The following is a 16,179-nucleotide window of genomic DNA, read 5'->3' as shown; positions in this document are numbered from 1 at the left end:
CGGTGGCCCCACGAAGCTGGGGCCACCCTCCGCATGGTGGCTTCTGCCAGAAACTTGCGGGGAATCCGTTTCTGCCCGTTAATTCATTTTTATTGGGATGGCGGCAGGCCGGAGCCCTCCTCCTGAGGAGAGGGAGAAGCCACCATGAAGAGTCGTGCGATCGCTCTGGGGTTGTCCGCCTGCGTGATGGTGCTGGCGGGAGCTTGCGGGCCGGATGCGTTGGAGGAAGCCGGCGCATTGGAGACCGCTGAGTCCGCGGCCACCGCGGCGAGCGCGTATGACTTCTATCCCGACTCCAACTACATCATCTGCACCTCCGCGAGCAGCTGCCCCTGGGCGGGCGAGAACTTCGAGGCCTATGCGGATGGTTCGCTCGTCGAGTGCTCGAGCGACTCGTCCCAGCGGCTCCATCTCGAGGTGACGTCCGGGTGCCTCTCCTCGAAGTACGCGGGCACGTGGCGCCGGGGGTGGACGAGCACGTACAACTTCCGGGCACTCTCGCGGCTGTACGTGGATGGCAAGAAGGTGGGCTGGAAGACCGCGGCTCCGAGCTACCGCGCCCACATCCAGGAGTGGCAGGCGGGCGCGCCCGAGTGGGCGGGGCTGCATGTCTTCGCGCGCTACCAGACGGAGGACGACCTGTACGTGGCGTCCTACCGCAAGGACGGACTGGTCACGATCAAGAAGAAGCTGGGCGGCGTCTACACCACGCTCGCGCAGAAGATGCTCAGGGCACCGGCGACCCGGACGTGGCACACCGTGAAGCTCGCGGTGAGTGGCGACACGCTGCAGTACTTCGTCGATGGCGTGCTTCAGCTCACGGCCCATGACACCAGCCTGACGTGGGGCACGACAGGCGTGCGTACGGATTACATGGACGTGTATCTGGACGACTGGAAGCTCGAGTAGCGCTTATGCTCTCCCCGAGATGAATCCACTCGTTCGAGAAACGCTCCTGGCCGCCGCGGGCCCCGGCTCGCGGGCCGTCGTGGTGAGCCCAGTCCTCCTGCCCTTCCTCTTCGTGGGGATGTGGCTGTTCATCTCTACCCTGCTGGCGTGGCTGATGGGACAGATGGCGCTGCTGAATCGCTACCCGCCGGTGGATGAGCCGTTGGAGCGGTCGTTCCAGTTCGGCTCGGGGGTCGTGCGCTGGGTGAACTTCAAGCATTCCCTTTACGTGGGGATCGGCAACCGGGGGCTTCATCTGGCCCCTGGCGTGCTCTTGCGCACTCCACTCATCCGAGGCGTTCCCTGCATTCCCTGGGGCGAGCTCCGCTGTGTTCGTTCCCAGGATGATGGGATCGTCGGGTGGTTCCTCGGCTCCAAGTTCGAGGTGCCCGCATTGAATCTGCGATTCACGCTCCAGGGAGAGCCGGGGCGCCTGGTTCAGCGCAAGCTCGAGTCGTTGCCCTCGGGGCTCCGCCTGACGTAGCCGGAACCGGACTTCCCGCCGGGCTCCGGCGAAGGGCGGGCCCAGGGTCCCGGGAAGTTGCCTCTGGAGCAGTCGGGCAACAGGGGCCGAACGGAAGATGCCCCCGCGCGCTAGGATGGTCGGAGTCGAAGGAGGCTCTGGCGTGCAGGGAGAGCGAAACGAGAATCCTCGGGCGCTGTCGCGTCTGGAGATGATGCGGGGTGCCGCGGTAGTGGCCGTGGTGCTGGCGGCGCTGGCGGCGGCGGCGTGGCAGTTCGTCGAGCCCGCTCCGCCGCGTACGGTCGTCATCGCCACCGGTTCCGCGAGCGGGGCGTACCACGCGGTGGCCCGGCACTACGCCGAGCACTTCGAGGCGGCGGGGCTCGAGCTCATCGTCCGGGAGACGGCCGGCTCCATCGAGAACTACACGCTGCTGGGGACTCCGGGCTCCGGTGTCGATGTCGCCATCGTCCAGGGCGGTACGGCTCCGGCGGACAAGGAGCGCCGGAAGGAGCTGGTCGCGCTGGCGAGCCTGTACCTGGAGCCGGTGTGGGTGTTCTACCGGGGCGAGGCGCAGCTCGATCGGCTCGGGCAGTTGGTGGGCAGACGCATCGCGGTCGGGGCGGAGGGAAGCGGTGTGCGGGCGCTGTCCCTGGAGTTGCTGGCCGCGGGCGGGGTAGCGGGCGGGCAGGCGGGCACCACGCTGGTCGACCTCGGCGGGGACAAGGCCGTGGCGGCGTTGCGCGAGGGTTCGGTGGATGCGGCGCTGTTCGTCATGGGCCCCACGGCGCCGTTGATCTCCGAGCTGATGCACATGCCCGGGGTGCGGTTGATGAGCTTCGAGCAGGCGCATGCCTACGCGCGGAAGTTCCGGTACCTGTCACCCGTGACGTTGCATCGGGGGTCGCTGGACCTGGTGCGAGACCTGCCGGAGCGGGAGGTGCAGTTGGTGGCGCCCGCGGCGGTGTTGGTGGCGAGCAAGGACGTGCACCCGGCCGTGGTCGCGTTGCTGACCGAGGCGGCGGTCCGGACGCACCGGAGCGGAGACCTGCTCAGTGAGCCCGGGAGGTTTCCGAATGACACGCTCACGGAGCTGCCCGTCAACGAGCAGGCGCGGTACTACCTGACGCACGGCCCGGACTTCCTGCGGCGCATGTTGCCTTTCTGGCTCGCGGCGCTCATCCACCGGTTCGTGGTGCTGCTCATTCCGCTCTTCGTGGTGCTGGTGCCGCTGTTGAGGCTGACGCCTCCGGTGTACCGGTGGAGCATCCGTTCACGCATCTATCGCTGGTATGCGCGGTTGCGAGTCATTGACGAGCGGCTGCGCGGCGCGCTGGATGTCGAGCAGGTGCGGAAGGAGCTGCTGCTGCTCGAGCAACTCGAGCATGAGATTGGCGGCTTGAAGGTGCCGCTGAGCTACATGGACGAGTTCTATGATTTGCGCCTGCACGTGGGCTACATCCGGAACCGGCTGGAGGAGCGGCTCACGGTGCCGGGCGCGCCTCGCACCGAGGCCGCGCTGAAGCACGGTTGATGGCGCGCGGGTATCTCTCGGGATGGACGTTGACTCAGTGGGACGCCCATGCGAGAGGGCCTGATGGGTATCCGCACAGCCTCACAGCGGTTCATGGCATCGAGCCTCAGCCTGCTCCTTCTTTCCTGTAGCGCCACCGTGTACGTGCCGCCCGCTCCATCAGGAGCCGCGGATTTGTCCCGCTACGTGCTCATCATCCAGGAGTCTCAGGATGGCCGGGTGTCTCACGCGTGGCAGCGCCTCAGTGATTTTGACCTGTCCGGGTATCCAGAACTCACGAGTCAGGGTCATCTAGAAGCACCTGTCCTTCGTGCTTCCTTCAATCGCGATTGCGAGGCCGAGCGCGATAGCTGCGAGGAGATGTGCAGAGCCAGCCTGAAGGGTCGCAATTGGACACACGCAAGTGATGGCTCCAAAAAGGCCATGTGTGTCAAGAGGTGCCTGCCGACATATGTAGATTGTTGCAAGCTCAGGGAGTTGTCCGAAGCCGGCAAGCTTCGGGTCAGCTTCCCCGTTGTTGGCAGCGCGGTCGATTGGCTGAAGCAGCACCATCGCGAATTGTTGGTAGGGACCATCGTCGTCATCGCGGGCGTCGCTTTCGTTGTCGTTGCCGCTGGAAGTGGGGGCGGAGCCCTGGTGCTCGCTCCAATCGTCTTGATGGCCTCGTCTGGCGTCCCCTCTGTGCACGTCCTCACGCCGGTGGTTCCATGACGACTCTTTATGAACTTGCGGATGCGCACCCTGTGATTGGGAGGCGCTGGAGTCAGGACCAGGCTCCCGAGCAAGAGCGAATTCTTTGTCTGGCGAGAGACGCTCTGGATTTCATCTTTGCTACTGGCCAGCGGTACGACTTCGAGGACTTCTTCAATAGCTCCGACTCCCGCCGTTTGCCTCCTGGAGGTGGTAACGCGGAATTGAGCGAGCGCATGGATGTGACGAAGCGCTTTTTCGAGAAGGTTCGCGAGCAGCCCGAATTGGCTGAGGAGGTGGCTCAGAGTCAAGCCATCCTGGACGCGATTCAATACATTGAATCAACCGGCCAGCAGGATGCTTTCGCGGCGTATCTGCAGCACGTCGAGGCCAACGCACCACCCTTCGTCGTGGCATCGTTTGACACCCGGGAGACAGCGCAATCCTGGCTTGCGAACCATCCCCATCCACCGGACCCCGCGAGCGTACTTATCGCGAACGAGTTTCACGATGTCGTTTATGATCGCGAGACGAACCTCCGCCGCTTGCCGAACAGTCGTGCTCTCAAATGGTATCTCGAAGAACTCGTGGAGAAAGAGCAGCCCGTTCCCGTAGCCTCTTTTGAAACTCGTGAGGAGGCGGACGCATGGTGGAGGAGGCAGTCCGAGCCCGCCAGCCGGGCGTGGGTGAGGGTGGGGGGAGAGATCTACCTGGCGGCCTACTACCCCAACATCCAGCACCGGGCCCTGTTCCCGCTTTCCCTTGCCCATCCTGGGTGACAGGGGGCAGTTCCGTGGCGCGTATCACAGGGCTGAAGCGAACTTCGCGGCGATGGGCACGGCGACACGGCCGCCCACGCCGCCGCCCTCGACCAGCACGGCGAAGGCGATGCCGTTGCGAAAGCCGATGAACCACGCGTGCGTGGGCAGCGGGGTACCTGTTCCGAACTCGGCGGTGCCCGTCTTGCCCGCAAGCCCCATCAGGCCCGCCGCCGTCCGGCCGGAGCCCTCGGTGACGACGGCGCGCATCAGTGTCTGCAAGGGCACACGGGTTCCGGCCGCCAACGAGGCGCGTGGACCGTCCTCGAGCTCCGCCAGGAGGTAGGGCGCGCGCCATCGGCCCGACTCGGCCGCCGCGGCGACCGAGGCCATGTGCAGCGGCGTGGCCAGCACGCGTCCCTGCCCGATGGCGGCCGCCGCCAGCTCAGCCTCATCCCGGGGCACGGGAAACGAGGCGCCAGGGGAGGGGAGTCCCGGGTCGTAGGCCACGTCGAAGCCGAAGCGGTGGGCTGCTTCCCCGAGCGCGCCCGGTTTGAGTCCTGAGGCCAGCAGCACGAAAGCGGTGTTGCACGAATGAGCGAAGACCACGCGCAGGCGGGTGTTCCCGAACGCCTCGCCCTCGAAGTTGCGGAACGACTTGCCGCTCACGGTCGCCACCGGCGGGCACGACGCCGGGGAGTCCGGGTTCATGCCCGCGGCGAGCAGGGCCTCCGCCGTGACGACCTTGAACGTCGAGCCAGGAGGGTAGCGGCCGGTAAGGGCCCGATGCAGTGGCTGCTCGAGCGGCCGGCTGGCGATGGCCAGGATGGCGCCCGTGCCCGTGTCCACCGCGACGAGCGCCGCCGGTTGGGTCACCCCCTCGAGCGCGGCCTCAGCAGCGGACTGCACCTCCTGGCGCAGCGTGGTGTGCAGCTGCGTGCCCGGCGTTCCCTCGAAACGGCCGAGGACGCGCACCTCTCCGGACGGACGGGTGAGGCGCACCTCTCCGGAAGGGCTGCCCCCGAGCTGATGCTCATAGGTCAGTTCCAGTCCGGACAGACCCACGATGTCTCCTGGCTGGTAGGTCGGGCCCAGCTGAGGGAGCAGCTCGGCCGTCACCTCGCCCACGCGGCCCAGGGTGTGCGCCGCGAACCCCTCCGCCGGGGAGAGCCGGGCGCTCTTGCGGCGGAAGAAGATGCCCGGCACGGGTGCCAGCGCCGGGCGCACCTGCTGGTAGCGCTCGGGCCGCACGTCGATGATGGCCACGAAGTGCTCGGGCGACACATTTGGCGCGTTCAGCAGCCTCTCCAGCCGCGCCGGGTCCACGCCCAGCTGCGCCTGGAGCGCCGAGGCCACGGCGGCGCGATTCTGTACTCGCCGGGGCTCGACGCCGACCGTGATGACCTCGCCCTGCCGGGTGAGGGGCAGGCCGTCGCCATCGAGGATGGCGGCCCGCTCCAGGCGGGTCCTCGTCCGGGAGAAGCGGTCTCCCTCGCGGAGCTCGGGGTGCAGCACCGCTGGAGTCCAGCGCACCCACCAGCGGCCCTCGCGGCGCACGAGGGGCAGCGCGCCGTTCACTTCCCACTCGCCCAGCCCGCGCAGCACGTGGGTCGCACGGAAGGTGACCACGGCGCTCTCCGCCTCTCGCTCGACCCGGCCGGTCTCGAAGCGGGAGGAGAGGATGCGCAGCTCGTCGCGGAAGCGCTGGTGCCGCTCCACGAAGTTGGCGGGCGGCTCGGCCACCTTTCGCCCCATGGCCGCGAAGTCACCCCCGGCCCATGCCTGCAGATAGGCCTGGGCCTCCGCCTCGGGGCCTTCCGCGGGCCGTCCTCGCACCGAAACGCAGGCCGCCAGGAACAGGGCAGCCGCGGCACTGACTCCAAACCTCAACCCTTGCCGTGACACGCGGCGCACTGTGATGCGGGTGGGCGGCGAGTCAAGGAATGCGGCAAGGGGACCGGTCCCGGAAAAAAGAAGACCCCGCGGCACCTGAGGGTGCTCGCGGGGCTTCGTTACATCCCTGGCGCTACCGTGGGGCGATCAGGTCCCCGTGCCGGTGGGCGGGACGGGGGCCTTGCCGGCGCCGCCGCCGTCCTGGGCCACCAGGCGCAGCTGTCCGTGCCCGGCCACGAAGGAGGCGTCCACCTCGCGCTCCAGGTACGTGTAGCCGGACAGGCCTTCCTCGTACATGCGCAGCAGCTGGCGCGACTCGTCCAGCGTGAGCTTGCCGTTGCGCAGCGCCACCTCGGTGGACTTGCGCAGCTTCGCCACGAGGTCGTCCTTGTTGTAGCTCACGTAGTTGAGCACCTCGGTCACCGTATCGCCCTCCACCACGTGGTCGATCAGGTAGCCGCCGTTGGGCCCCAGCGACACCTGCACCGCGTGCGTGTCACCGAAGAGGTTGTGCAGGTCGCCCAGAATCTCCTGGTACGCGCCCACCAGGAAGATGCCCAGGTAGTAGTCGTCGTTGTTGAGCGGGTGCAGCTCGAGGGCGTCCTTCACCTCGCGCTTGTCGATGAAGTGATCGATCTTCCCGTCCGAGTCGCACGTGATGTCCGCCAGCACCGCGCGCCGCGACGGCCGCTCGTTCAGCCGGTGGATGGGCATGATCGGGAAGAGCTGATCAATCGCCCACGAGTCCGGCAGCGACTGGAACACCGAGAAGTTGCAGAAGTAGGTGTCCGACAGCTGCTTCTCCAGCGCCTCGAGCTCCTCGGGGATCTCCCCCGACTCGCCGGCGATCCGCATGATCTTGTGGCAGAGGGCCCAGAAGATGTTCTCGGCCATCACCCGCTGCTCGAGCGACAGGTGCCCCAGGGAGAAGAGCGTGAGCGTCTCCTCCTTGTAGTCCTGGGCGTCGTGGTAGGCCTCGAGCAGGTTCTTGTTCGTCACTTCCTTGAAGGTGGACAGCAGGTTGCGCACCACCGAGGGCGCCTTGTCGTCCGTCTTCTCCGGCACGCTCACGGGATCGAACTCGCTGGTGCCCAGCACGTCCACCACCAGCACCGCGTGGTGCGCCACGATGGCGCGGCCCGACTCGGACACCAGGGTGGGGTGCTGCACGCCCGCCGAGTCGCACGCCTCCATCACCGCGAACACCACGTCGTTGGCGTACTCCTCCGTCGTGTAGTTCATGGACGACGTGAAGTTCGTCTGCGAGCCGTCGTAGTCCACGCCCAGGCCGCCGCCCACGTCCAGGTACTTCAGCGGCGCACCCTGGCGCGCCACCTCCACGAAGAAGCGGCCCACCTCGCGCAGCGCGTTCTTCACGTTGCGGATGTTGGAGATCTGGCTCCCCAGGTGGAAGTGCAGCAGCTCGAAGGAGGCCAGCAGCCCCGTCTCCTTCAGGAAGCCGATGGCGCTCATCAGCTCCGAGGAGGACAGGCCGAACTTGGAGCGGTCTCCGCCCGAGGCCTCCCACTTGCCCGCGCCTCGCGAGGACAGCTTCACCCGCATGCCGATGCGCGGAGCAATGCCCGTCTTGCGCGCCACCTCGGCGATGAGGGGCAGCTCCGAGGGCTTCTCCACCACGAGGATCACCTTGCGGCCCAGGCGGCTGAAGCGCAGCGCCGTCTCGACGTACTCCTCGTCCTTGTAGCCGTTGCAGATGACGAGTGCGTCTTCCTGGTCCAGCAGCGCCATCACCGCGAGCAGCTCCGGCTTGCTCCCGGCCTCCAGGCCGTAGCCGAACTGCTTGCCGGTCTCGACGATGGTCTCCGCCACGTACCGGTGCTGGTTCACCTTGATGGGGTAGACGCCCTGGTACACGCCCTTGTAGTTGTGCTCGGCGATGGCCTTGCGGAACGCCTGGTTGAGGTGCACCACCCGGTGGCGCAGCACGTCCGTGAAACGGATGAGCAACGGCAGGCCGATGCCACGGCGGCGGACCTCGTCCACCAGCTCCTTCAGGTCCATGTTCGGGGCCGTGGGGCCATCCGGATGGACACACACGTGCCCCTTCTCGTTGACGCCGAAGTAGGGGGCGCCCCAATTACGGATGCCGTAGGTGTCCTGGGCATCAGCGAGGGTCCAGCGGTGCTGAGGAGTGATGGGCGGCATCGGCGTTCCTGATCTCCCGGTCTAGGGGTGGGACGGTGTCCAACAATGGACAGCGCGGGAAGTATCGGGAAACTCCCCGGGGTTCAACTCCTGGTTGAGGGGCGGCCGGCCAGGCGCGGGGAGGGACCCCCTTCCCACCCCCATGAGTGGGCTGTCTCCCAGCGGATTCCTACCCTTCCCCAGAGGAGGTCCGGGAGCCCGCATGGAGCCAAGGGGAGGGTACATGGAGTCGTCCGCACGCAGGGACTCGCCGTTGATGACCCCAAGGGAAATCTACGAGCGTTTGGACAGGTTCGTCATCGGCCAGGAGGCGGCCAAGCGGGCCGTGGCCATCGCAGCCCACAATCACCTCAAACGTGTCCAGGCGCGCCGGCTGCGGCGCACCTCGCTGCTCAAGAAGACCAACATCCTGCTCATCGGGCCCACCGGGAGCGGAAAGACGCACATCGCCCGCAACCTGGCGGAGATCCTCTCCGTCCCGTTCACCACCGTGGACGCCACCGAGTACACGGAGGCCGGCTACTACGGGAAGGACGTGGAGGTGATGGTGGCGGACCTGCTCTTCAAGGCCAACCACTCCGTGGAGGACACGCAACGGGGCATCATCTTCATCGACGAGGTGGACAAGATCGCCCGGCGCTCGCAGGGCGCGCGCAACGGGGCGGGCAGCCGCGACATCGGCGGAGAGGGGGTGCAACAGGCCCTGCTCAAGCTGTTGGAGGGCCGCGAGGTCTTCGTCCCCATGAATGTCACGCAGACGTTCAATCGCGGTGACTTCGTGCCCATCGACACCCGGGACATCCTGTTCATCTGCGCGGGGACCTTCTCGGACCTGCACGAGTACGGCGGCAACGTGGACACCCGGCCCCTGGGCTTCGGCGCCCAGGACGTCCAGAAGGTGCGCCGGCGCGTCACCACCAAACAGTTGGTGGACTTCGGCATGCTCGCCGAGTTCCTCGGCCGTCTGCCGGTGGTGGTGCAGTTGGAGCTGCTCGGCGAGCCGGAGCTGCTGCGCGTGCTCACCGAGCCCCCGGACTCCATCGTCCGCGAGTACCGCGAGCTGCTGGGGCTGGACGGCATCGAGCTGGACATCACCGATGGCGCCCTGCGTGAGGTGGTGCGCTTCTCCATCGAGAAGGGCCTGGGGGCGCGTGGCCTGCGCTCCATCCTCGAGCACGTGATGTCGGACGTGATGTTCGAGGCCCCCGAGCACCGCCACCGCCAGGTCACCGTGGACCAGGGGTTCGTCCGCCTCCGCCTGGCCGGACTGGAGGCGAGCGCCGGGCTGGGCGCCTGAGTCCTCGCCTGGTTATTCGCCGCGCTCGGAGGCCCGGGCGGCGGCCCCCAGCCGGGCCACGAACTGGGGGTCCTGCAGGAGCTGGAGGACGAGGTTGCTGCGCAGCGCCGCCTGCGTGTCGCCCTTCTCCAGCGCCTCGCGCAGTTTCTTGTCGGAGAGGGCCCGCTGGAAGCGCGGGTCCTGCTTCAACGATTTGAAGGCCGGATTGTCCGCCATCCGCCGGGCGCTCTCCGGGTTGCCGGCCACCTTGGCCACCGCGGCCATGTCCTTCACGGCGGCGAACTGCGTCATCTCGAAGAGGTTGTAGCGGCGCGCCAGCCCGAAGGACACCGAGTCCTTGGGCGACACGCCCATGCGCTTGCCCGCGACGATGATGTACTGCTCGGCGAAGACGAGCGCGCTGAGCACCACGTAGGAGATGAGCGCCACCTTGGCCCCGCCGAGCACGAAGCCGATGGCGCCATCCACGTTCCGCTTGTCCGGATCCGGCCCGCCGAAGAGCCGCTGCAGGAAGTAGGTGAGGGCGTAGCGGATCGCCACCAGTACGGTGATGAACACCAGCATCGTGCCGGCGACCGTTCCGATGAGCAGCGGCGCGCCACCCAGGGCCGCCGCCATCTTCGGCCCCACGTAGGTGCCCAGCTTGCGCGACACGTACCAGGCCACCGCCAGGGCCACCAGGTTGGCGATCTGCTTCGCCCCTCCGGAGATGGCACCCGCCACCGCGAAGAGCAGCACCAGGCCCAGGATGATCAGATCGATCGTCACGCGTCCCCCCGTCTCGCGTCAGCGAATCTTGAAGGCGTCGCCCTGCTTGCGTGACTCTTCCAGTAGCACCTTCTGCACCTCGGCGAGCTTTTCCTTGTAGCGGGTGTTGGCTGGCTCATAGGTGAGCGCCATCTTCAGGTTGCGCTCGGCCGAGGCCCAGCGGCCCGCGTCGGCGTCCGCCGCGCCCGTCTGGTAGAACTGCCGCCCCTTGGGGTGCACGCCGATCTGCTCCTCCACCTGTCGCTTGGACGCGGCGCGCGTCTCGGCCTCGGAGGACTCGGTGAAGCGCAGCTTCTGGGCCCGCTCCGGCCCCGAGATGTTCGCCGTGTACTGCCGGCGCTTCGCGTCGTCCCGGAGCACGTAGTAGGCCTCGGTGACGCGCTTGTAGAGGTCGTGCACCTGGTCCTTCAGCTCCTTGTTGTCCAGGTGGAAGAAGCGGTCCGGGTGGTAGGTGCGGCTCTCGCGGTAGAAGGCCTTCTTGATGTCCGCGGGAGCAGCCGAGCGCTCCACCATGAGGATCTCGAAGTAGTCCATCTGGTCGAGCCGGGCGCAGCGATCCGCGAGCTCGGTCATCTGGCCCGGGTCGAAGTCCAAGGTCTTCCCGGCCGCGGCGGGCGGCGGGGGAGGGGGCTGGGCCGCGGCGGCGGGAGGTGCCGGCGGGACGACGGGCGCCACCGAAGGAACGAGCGGCGCGATGGACGGCGCCACGGGCGGAGGCGGCGGCTGGAGCGCGGCGGGAGGCGGGGGTGGTGGACGCGCCGGGCCGGCTCCGGACGGAGGCCGCGCGGGCAGGGTCCCCGCGGGCGCCACGGCTGGCAGTGAGGTGGTGGGCCGCACGGCGGGACGTGGCCCCGAGCCGGGAGTGGTGCTCACGGGAGGAGGAGGCACGGCGCCCGGCGCCAGCGTGGGCGGCTGCGCGCGGGTCTGCGAGGCCGTGGCGGGCGGAGGCGGGGGAGCGCTGGCGGCCACCGGAGGCGCCGGGGGCGTACCGGGAGGGGGCGGCGGACGTACGGACGCCACACTCGGAATGCCCGTGGCGGAGGGGCGCGTCACTGCGGGCGTCCCAGGAGGACGCGGCGGCGTGACGGGCGGGACACCCGGGGCCGCGGGCGCACCGGGAGGCACGGCCGGGCGGGTTCCGGAGGCGGCGGCGGGAGTTCCCGGTGACGAAGGAGGCCGTGCCCCTGCGGGAGCGGCGGGCACCGCGGGAGCTCCCGGAGACGAGGGAGGACGGACCGCCGCGGGCGTGCCGGGCGTCGCGGGTGCACCGGGAGCGGCCGGACGGACACCGGAGGATACGGCGGGGACCGTCGCGGTCGGACGCGCGCCAGCGGGCACGGCGGGAACCGTCGCGGTCGGACGCGCGCCAGTGGGCACGGCGGGAACCGTCGCCGTCGGACGGGCACCGGAGGGTACGGCGGGGACCGTCGCGGTTGGACGCGCGGGAGGCTGGGCGGGCGCTCCGGTCACGGAAGGCCGGGCGGGGGCCGCAGCGGGTGTGGAACCCGGCGGCGGCGGTGGACGGGCGGGGGACATGGCTGGCGCGGTGGCTGCCGCCGGACCCGTCCTCGAGCCCGGCGCCGCGGGCTGGGTCTCTACCGGAGGGGCGGGGGGCTTTCCGGCGCCGTTCTGGGGAGGCTGGGACATCGCGCTCGTCTATCTCCCTCGACTGGTGGCCACGGCGGGCAGATCCGCCCCATGCCCCGCGAGTTGGATCTTCTTGTTGGCCTGGATGGATGCCTGGATGTCCGCCTCCGACATGCCCGAGGACATGGTCAGCGTGGTGGACGTCTTCTGCCCCGTCTCCTGGTCCGTCGCCGACACGTTCACCAGTCCGTCGGTGTTGATCTCGAACGTCACGTCGATCTTCACCTCGCCCCGGTAGCCGATGCGGAAGCCCGAGAACTCGAACTCGCCCAGCATCTCGCACTCGTCGGCGCGGTTGGACTCGCCCTGGTAGACGCGGATCTTCACCTTCTCCTGGCCATCACGGCTGGTGGTGAACGTCTTCGAGCGGTCGATGGGCACCGGGGTGTTCTTGTCGATGACCTTCTCCGTGTAGCCGCCCACGGTGCCAATGCGCAGCGACAGGGGCGTCACGTCCACCAGGAAGGTCTCGGTGGCCGCGTCCAGCAGCGCGTTGGCCTGCAGCGCCGCGCCCATGGCCACCACCTGGTCCGGATTGATGCCCTCCTTGGGCTCCTTCTGGAAGTAGTGGCGCACCGAGTTGCGGATGATGGGCAGGCGCGTGGGGCCTCCCACCAGGATGACCGCGTCGATGTCCGCCGCCGTCATGCGCGCGGACTGCAGGGCCTCGTCGCACACCTTGAAGGTGCGCTGTACCAGGTCCATCACCATCCGGTTGAACTGGTCCTGCGTGAGCCGGCCCGTCAGGTCCAACACGTTGCCGCCAGCGTCCTGGCAGATGCCCTGGCAGTTCACCTCGGCCAGGCCCGTGCTGCCCACGTCGATCTTCGCCCGCTCGGCCGCGTCCTTGAGCATCTGCAGGCAGTACTTGTTCTGCCGCAGATCCAGCCGCGTGCGCTTCATGAAGTCGTCCGCCAGCCACGTCATGATGCGGTCGTCGAAGTCGTCACCGCCCAGGTATGTGTCACCGGCGGTGGACAGCACCTCGAAGACGTCCTTGCCGATCTCCAGGATGGAGACGTCGAAGGTACCGCCGCCCAGGTCGTACACCACCACGCGCTGGCTCACCTCGCGGCCGAAACCGTAGGCGAGTGCCGCCGCGGTGGGCTCGTTGAGGATGCGCAGCACCTCCAGCCCGGCGATGCGGCCCGCGTCCTTGGTGGCCTGGCGCTGGTTGTCGTTGAAGTAGGCCGGCACGGTGATGGCCGCCTTCGTTATCTCGCGGCCCAGGTACCCCTCCGCGATGGCCTTCATCTCCTTGAGCACCAGCGCGGAGATCTCCGGCAACGAGTAGTCGCGCCCCCGCACCGCGATGCGCACCGAGTTGTTCTCGCCCTCGACGATCTGGTACGGCATCACCGCCTGGGCCTTCTTCACCTCGTCGGAGAAGTAGTAGCGCCCGATGAGACGCTTGGCCGAGTACACCGTACACTCGGGGTTGGTGATGATGTTGCGCTTGGCCGCGTTGCCCACCAGCACCGAGCCGTCCTCGAGAAAGGACACGCACGAGGCGTGGGTCGTCTCTCCCCACTCGTTGGGGATGACGAACGGCTGACCGTCCTGCACCACGGAAACGCACGAGGTGGAGGTGCCCAGGTCGATGCCGATCGCGATGTCGTCCGACATTCCGTCTCCGGTGTAGCCATGGAGGGTCGTTGAATCCCCAACCCTCGGGAAAGCGCCGGGATGTTAGGCACCTCGCACTCGGGCTGTCAAACGTTCCGTATGGGTAAACCCCAGTCCTTTCAAGGGGTTGGCTGGGTTGGCGGCGAGGGGGAGACCGGCTTGAGAGCCCTGGAGGGCATCATTATCTATAGATGCACCAAGGAGGTTTCCCGCATGTCCGTCGCGCTGGCCGTCCTGACGTCCGACCCGAACCTGGTGCGGTGCGAGCTGCATCGGCTGGAGGGGCAGGTGGCTCTCCAGGGGGAGGAGGGGCGGTCCAACGCCGTGGGCATCGGCGCCTACGCGCAGGATGACGTCCTGCTCCGCCGCTTCCCCCGAGACGCGGACCTGATCCTGGAATCGCTCGCTCCGCCGCACGAGACGGAGGCGCTCCTGTTCCACGGGCGGCGGCTGCCGGTGGGACTGTCGCTGGAGGAGAACACCCAGCCGTTCCGCTCGCGGCGCTGGCTGTTCGCGCACCAGGGCCGTATCGAGGACTTCGCCGGCCTCCGGGCCGGGCTGCTGGACGAGGTGCCGGACTTCCTCAAGCGGCAGATCCGCGGGGAGACGGACAGCGAGGTGGCCTTCGCGCTCTTCCTCAAGCGGTTGTGGGAGACGGGGCATGGGGATGACCCGAGGCTCCCGGCGGAGGTGGCCGGCCGGCTGCTGGCGGACACGGCCATGAGCCTGTCGCGGGCCTCGGCCCGGGCGGGGGCCGCGCGCACGTCCACGGTGAACCTGCTCGCCACCAACGGCTACGTCCTGGTGGCCACGCGCCTGGGCGGCCAGCCGCTCTACTACACGCGCCTGGAGGGCACGGATTCTTGCGAGGTGTGCGGCCTCACGCCCGGCATGCCCGACACGCACCCGGGAGTGATGGCGCACCGGCGCCGGCGCTCGGTGGTGGTGGCCTCGCACCTCAAGCGCCCGGTGGGCTGGGTGGAACTGGCCGAGGGCACCACGCTGACGGTGGAGGCGGACCTCCAGGTGCGCCACCTGCCGGCCACCCCCTGACGCCCGGGTCAGAAGCCGAAGAAGGACACCTCAAGGAAGCGCACGAAGAGGTTGGCGGCGGCGTGGAAGAGGGCGGCACCCACCACGCTGCCGGTGCGCTCCCGCATCCAGCCGAAGAGCAGGGCGGGGAAGAAGACGGACAGGCGCCACACCTGGAAGATGGCCAGGTGGCCCAGCGCGAAGAGCAGCGCCGTCAGCCAGAAGGCGGGGCCCAGCCGCACGCCGAGGAATCGCCGCCCGTGGGGCCAGGCGTCGCGCAGGCGGGCCTGCATGTAGCCCCGATAGAAGAACTCCTCGGGCAGGGCCACCACGAAGAGCTGATCCACCACCCACTCGCCGAAGCGGGGCGGCAGCCTCGGGGTGAAGTGCGCCGCGCCCCGGAAGGGCGCCAGCAGGCGCGACAGCTCCGTGGGCAGGAGCTGCAGCACCTCCGTCCACAGGAGGAAGGCCCCGAAGAAGAGGGGGAACACCACCGCGCTCATGATGAGGAAGAGGCGCACGTCCTGGCGCCAGGTGCGTAGGGAGAGGCCGTAGTCCCGGTAGTCCTCGCCGCGCCAGCGCATGGCGATGAGCGGCAGGTAGAGGAAGCCCACCGTGGCCACCAGCTTGGGGACGCCGGAGCCTCCGAAGAGGAGGAAGGCGATGATGATGCCCAGGAAGCCGATGCCCCACAGGCCCAGCACTTCCTGCACGGCGGTGGGGCGCCAGGGCGTGGCCGCGGACGCGCTCACGGGGTAGCCACCTTCGTGGCGAGCTGCTGCCGGACGACGTCCAGCGGCAGGACCCGGCAACCGCGTCCCTTGCGCTGGACGGACACGGCGACCAGCCGGCCCGTCTCGTCATAGAGGGGACTGCCCGGAGACAGTGCCAGGTTCACGTCGACGAAGGGCGCGGGCGCCTTGCGCGCCAGGGCCGAGGCTGGCGTGTCCTTGCGCTTGCCCTTGCCGGGGATGATGCCGATGAGCCACTGGCCGAGGAGGTTGCCGGTATTGGGCTTCACGGCCGCGGCGGGGTAGGTGCCCGCGGGGGCAGCGACGACGGCCACCTTCAGGTACGCGTTGGCGAGCACCACCGTGGCCGGCAGCGTCCGCCCGCTGAACTCCACCTGCGCGGCGTCCAGGTCGACGTGGTTCACGGCGGTGAGCACCTGGCCCTCGGTGCCCACGATGACGCCAGGGCCGGCGGCTCGGGGGCCGCGTACCCGGACGACGGAGCGTTCGTACTGGGCGAGCGCCCGCTGGAGATCGGCGCGCGAGGGGCGCTCCGGCTCCGAGGCGGAGACCTGGGTGGCGAGCAGGACGAGGACGATCGGGAGCAGTCGGCGCAACAAGGCGCC

General features: G+C 68.6%; 14 protein-coding genes. 7 read left to right on the top strand and 7 right to left on the bottom strand.

What is annotated here, in order from left to right:
• Positions 1-144 precede the first annotated feature (144 nt).
• The 5 genes from BO221_RS31535 to BO221_RS31515 all read left to right on the top strand — a co-directional run bounded on the left by BO221_RS31535 (position 145) and on the right by BO221_RS31515 (position 4,414).
• On the top strand, positions 145-909 hold the full coding sequence (locus tag BO221_RS31535) for a hypothetical protein (protein WP_073564547.1): 765 nt from the start codon (positions 145-147) through the stop codon (positions 907-909).
• 19 nt (positions 910-928) lie between these two features.
• Positions 929-1,432, top strand: coding sequence for a hypothetical protein (locus BO221_RS31530; protein WP_073564546.1), 504 nt, complete (start codon positions 929-931; stop codon positions 1,430-1,432).
• Positions 1,433-1,574: 142 nt separating this feature from the next.
• A complete protein-coding gene (locus tag BO221_RS31525; RefSeq protein WP_158079944.1) occupies positions 1,575-2,945 on the top strand; it encodes a TAXI family TRAP transporter solute-binding subunit in 1,371 nt (456 codons plus the stop codon).
• Positions 2,946-3,119: 174 nt separating this feature from the next.
• On the top strand, positions 3,120-3,656 hold the full coding sequence (locus BO221_RS56470) for a hypothetical protein (protein ID WP_233166328.1): 537 nt from the start codon (positions 3,120-3,122) through the stop codon (positions 3,654-3,656).
• Positions 3,653-4,414: a hypothetical protein gene (locus BO221_RS31515; RefSeq protein WP_073564545.1), complete on the top strand. Its 762-nt coding sequence runs from the start codon at positions 3,653-3,655 to the stop codon at positions 4,412-4,414. The genes BO221_RS56470 and BO221_RS31515 overlap by 4 nt, the downstream gene beginning before the upstream one ends.
• Before the next feature lie 24 nt (positions 4,415-4,438).
• Here the strand turns inward: BO221_RS31515 and BO221_RS31510 are convergent, their stop codons facing one another.
• Both BO221_RS31510 and speA read right to left on the bottom strand, forming a co-directional pair.
• Positions 4,439-6,307 (bottom strand): penicillin-binding transpeptidase domain-containing protein, encoded by a 1,869-nt coding sequence (locus BO221_RS31510; RefSeq protein ID WP_073564544.1) that lies wholly within the window; start codon positions 6,305-6,307, stop codon positions 4,439-4,441.
• A 126-nt stretch (positions 6,308-6,433) separates the two neighbouring features.
• Entirely contained in the window at positions 6,434-8,452 is a 2,019-nt protein-coding gene (gene speA, locus BO221_RS31505) for a biosynthetic arginine decarboxylase (protein ID WP_073564543.1), read from the bottom strand.
• Between the two features lie 223 nt (positions 8,453-8,675).
• Here speA and clpX point away from each other — a divergent pair, with 223 nt between their 5' ends.
• Positions 8,676-9,749 carry an ATP-dependent Clp protease ATP-binding subunit ClpX gene (clpX, locus tag BO221_RS31500; RefSeq protein WP_073564542.1) on the top strand — a complete coding sequence of 358 codons (1,074 nt, stop codon included), beginning with the start codon at positions 8,676-8,678 and terminating at the stop codon, positions 9,747-9,749.
• A gap of 12 nt (positions 9,750-9,761) precedes the next feature.
• Here the strand turns inward: clpX and BO221_RS31495 are convergent, their stop codons facing one another.
• The 3 genes from BO221_RS31495 to dnaK all read right to left on the bottom strand — a co-directional run bounded on the left by BO221_RS31495 (position 9,762) and on the right by dnaK (position 13,790).
• A complete protein-coding gene (locus BO221_RS31495; protein WP_073564541.1) occupies positions 9,762-10,517 on the bottom strand; it encodes a CvpA family protein in 756 nt (251 codons plus the stop codon).
• 18 nt (positions 10,518-10,535) lie between these two features.
• Positions 10,536-11,570 (bottom strand): J domain-containing protein, encoded by a 1,035-nt coding sequence (locus BO221_RS31490; RefSeq protein WP_233166349.1) that lies wholly within the window; start codon positions 11,568-11,570, stop codon positions 10,536-10,538.
• A gap of 603 nt (positions 11,571-12,173) precedes the next feature.
• Positions 12,174-13,790 (bottom strand): molecular chaperone DnaK, encoded by a 1,617-nt coding sequence (dnaK, locus tag BO221_RS31485; RefSeq protein ID WP_073564540.1) that lies wholly within the window; start codon positions 13,788-13,790, stop codon positions 12,174-12,176.
• Between the two features lie 213 nt (positions 13,791-14,003).
• Here dnaK and BO221_RS31480 point away from each other — a divergent pair, with 213 nt between their 5' ends.
• The gene (locus tag BO221_RS31480) at positions 14,004-14,843 is read left to right on the top strand and encodes a class II glutamine amidotransferase (protein WP_073564539.1); all 840 of its coding nucleotides are present in this window, start codon (positions 14,004-14,006) and stop codon (positions 14,841-14,843) included.
• 8 nt (positions 14,844-14,851) lie between these two features.
• Here the strand turns inward: BO221_RS31480 and mrtX are convergent, their stop codons facing one another.
• Positions 14,852-15,574: a myxosortase MrtX gene (gene mrtX, locus BO221_RS31475; protein WP_073564538.1), complete on the bottom strand. Its 723-nt coding sequence runs from the start codon at positions 15,572-15,574 to the stop codon at positions 14,852-14,854.
• A complete protein-coding gene (locus BO221_RS31470) occupies positions 15,571-16,173 on the bottom strand; it encodes a serine protease (protein ID WP_369865903.1) in 603 nt (200 codons plus the stop codon). The genes mrtX and BO221_RS31470 overlap by 4 nt, the downstream gene beginning before the upstream one ends.
• Between the last annotated feature and the right edge of the window lie 6 nt (positions 16,174-16,179).

Origin of the sequence: Archangium sp. Cb G35, from assembly GCF_001896145.1 — a bacterium.
Lineage (GTDB): Bacteria > Myxococcota > Myxococcia > Myxococcales > Myxococcaceae > Archangium > Archangium violaceum.
The sequence above is the reverse complement of the archived record's forward strand: the minus strand, read 5'-3'. Positions and strand labels throughout refer to the sequence as shown.

Excerpts from the sequence above, each read along its gene's own strand:
- BO221_RS31515 (WP_073564545.1), top strand. The coding sequence starts at position 3,653 with ATGACGACTCTTTATGAACTTGCGGATGCGCACCCTGTGATTGGGAGG.
- clpX (WP_073564542.1), top strand. The coding sequence starts at position 8,676 with ATGGAGTCGTCCGCACGCAGGGACTCGCCGTTGATGACCCCAAGGGAA.
- BO221_RS31535 (WP_073564547.1), top strand. The coding sequence starts at position 145 with ATGAAGAGTCGTGCGATCGCTCTGGGGTTGTCCGCCTGCGTGATGGTG.
- BO221_RS31480 (WP_073564539.1), top strand. The coding sequence starts at position 14,004 with ATGTCCGTCGCGCTGGCCGTCCTGACGTCCGACCCGAACCTGGTGCGG.
- dnaK (WP_073564540.1), bottom strand. The coding sequence starts at position 13,790 with ATGTCGGACGACATCGCGATCGGCATCGACCTGGGCACCTCCACCTCG.
- speA (WP_073564543.1), bottom strand. The coding sequence starts at position 8,452 with ATGCCGCCCATCACTCCTCAGCACCGCTGGACCCTCGCTGATGCCCAG.
- BO221_RS31530 (WP_073564546.1), top strand. The coding sequence starts at position 929 with ATGAATCCACTCGTTCGAGAAACGCTCCTGGCCGCCGCGGGCCCCGGC.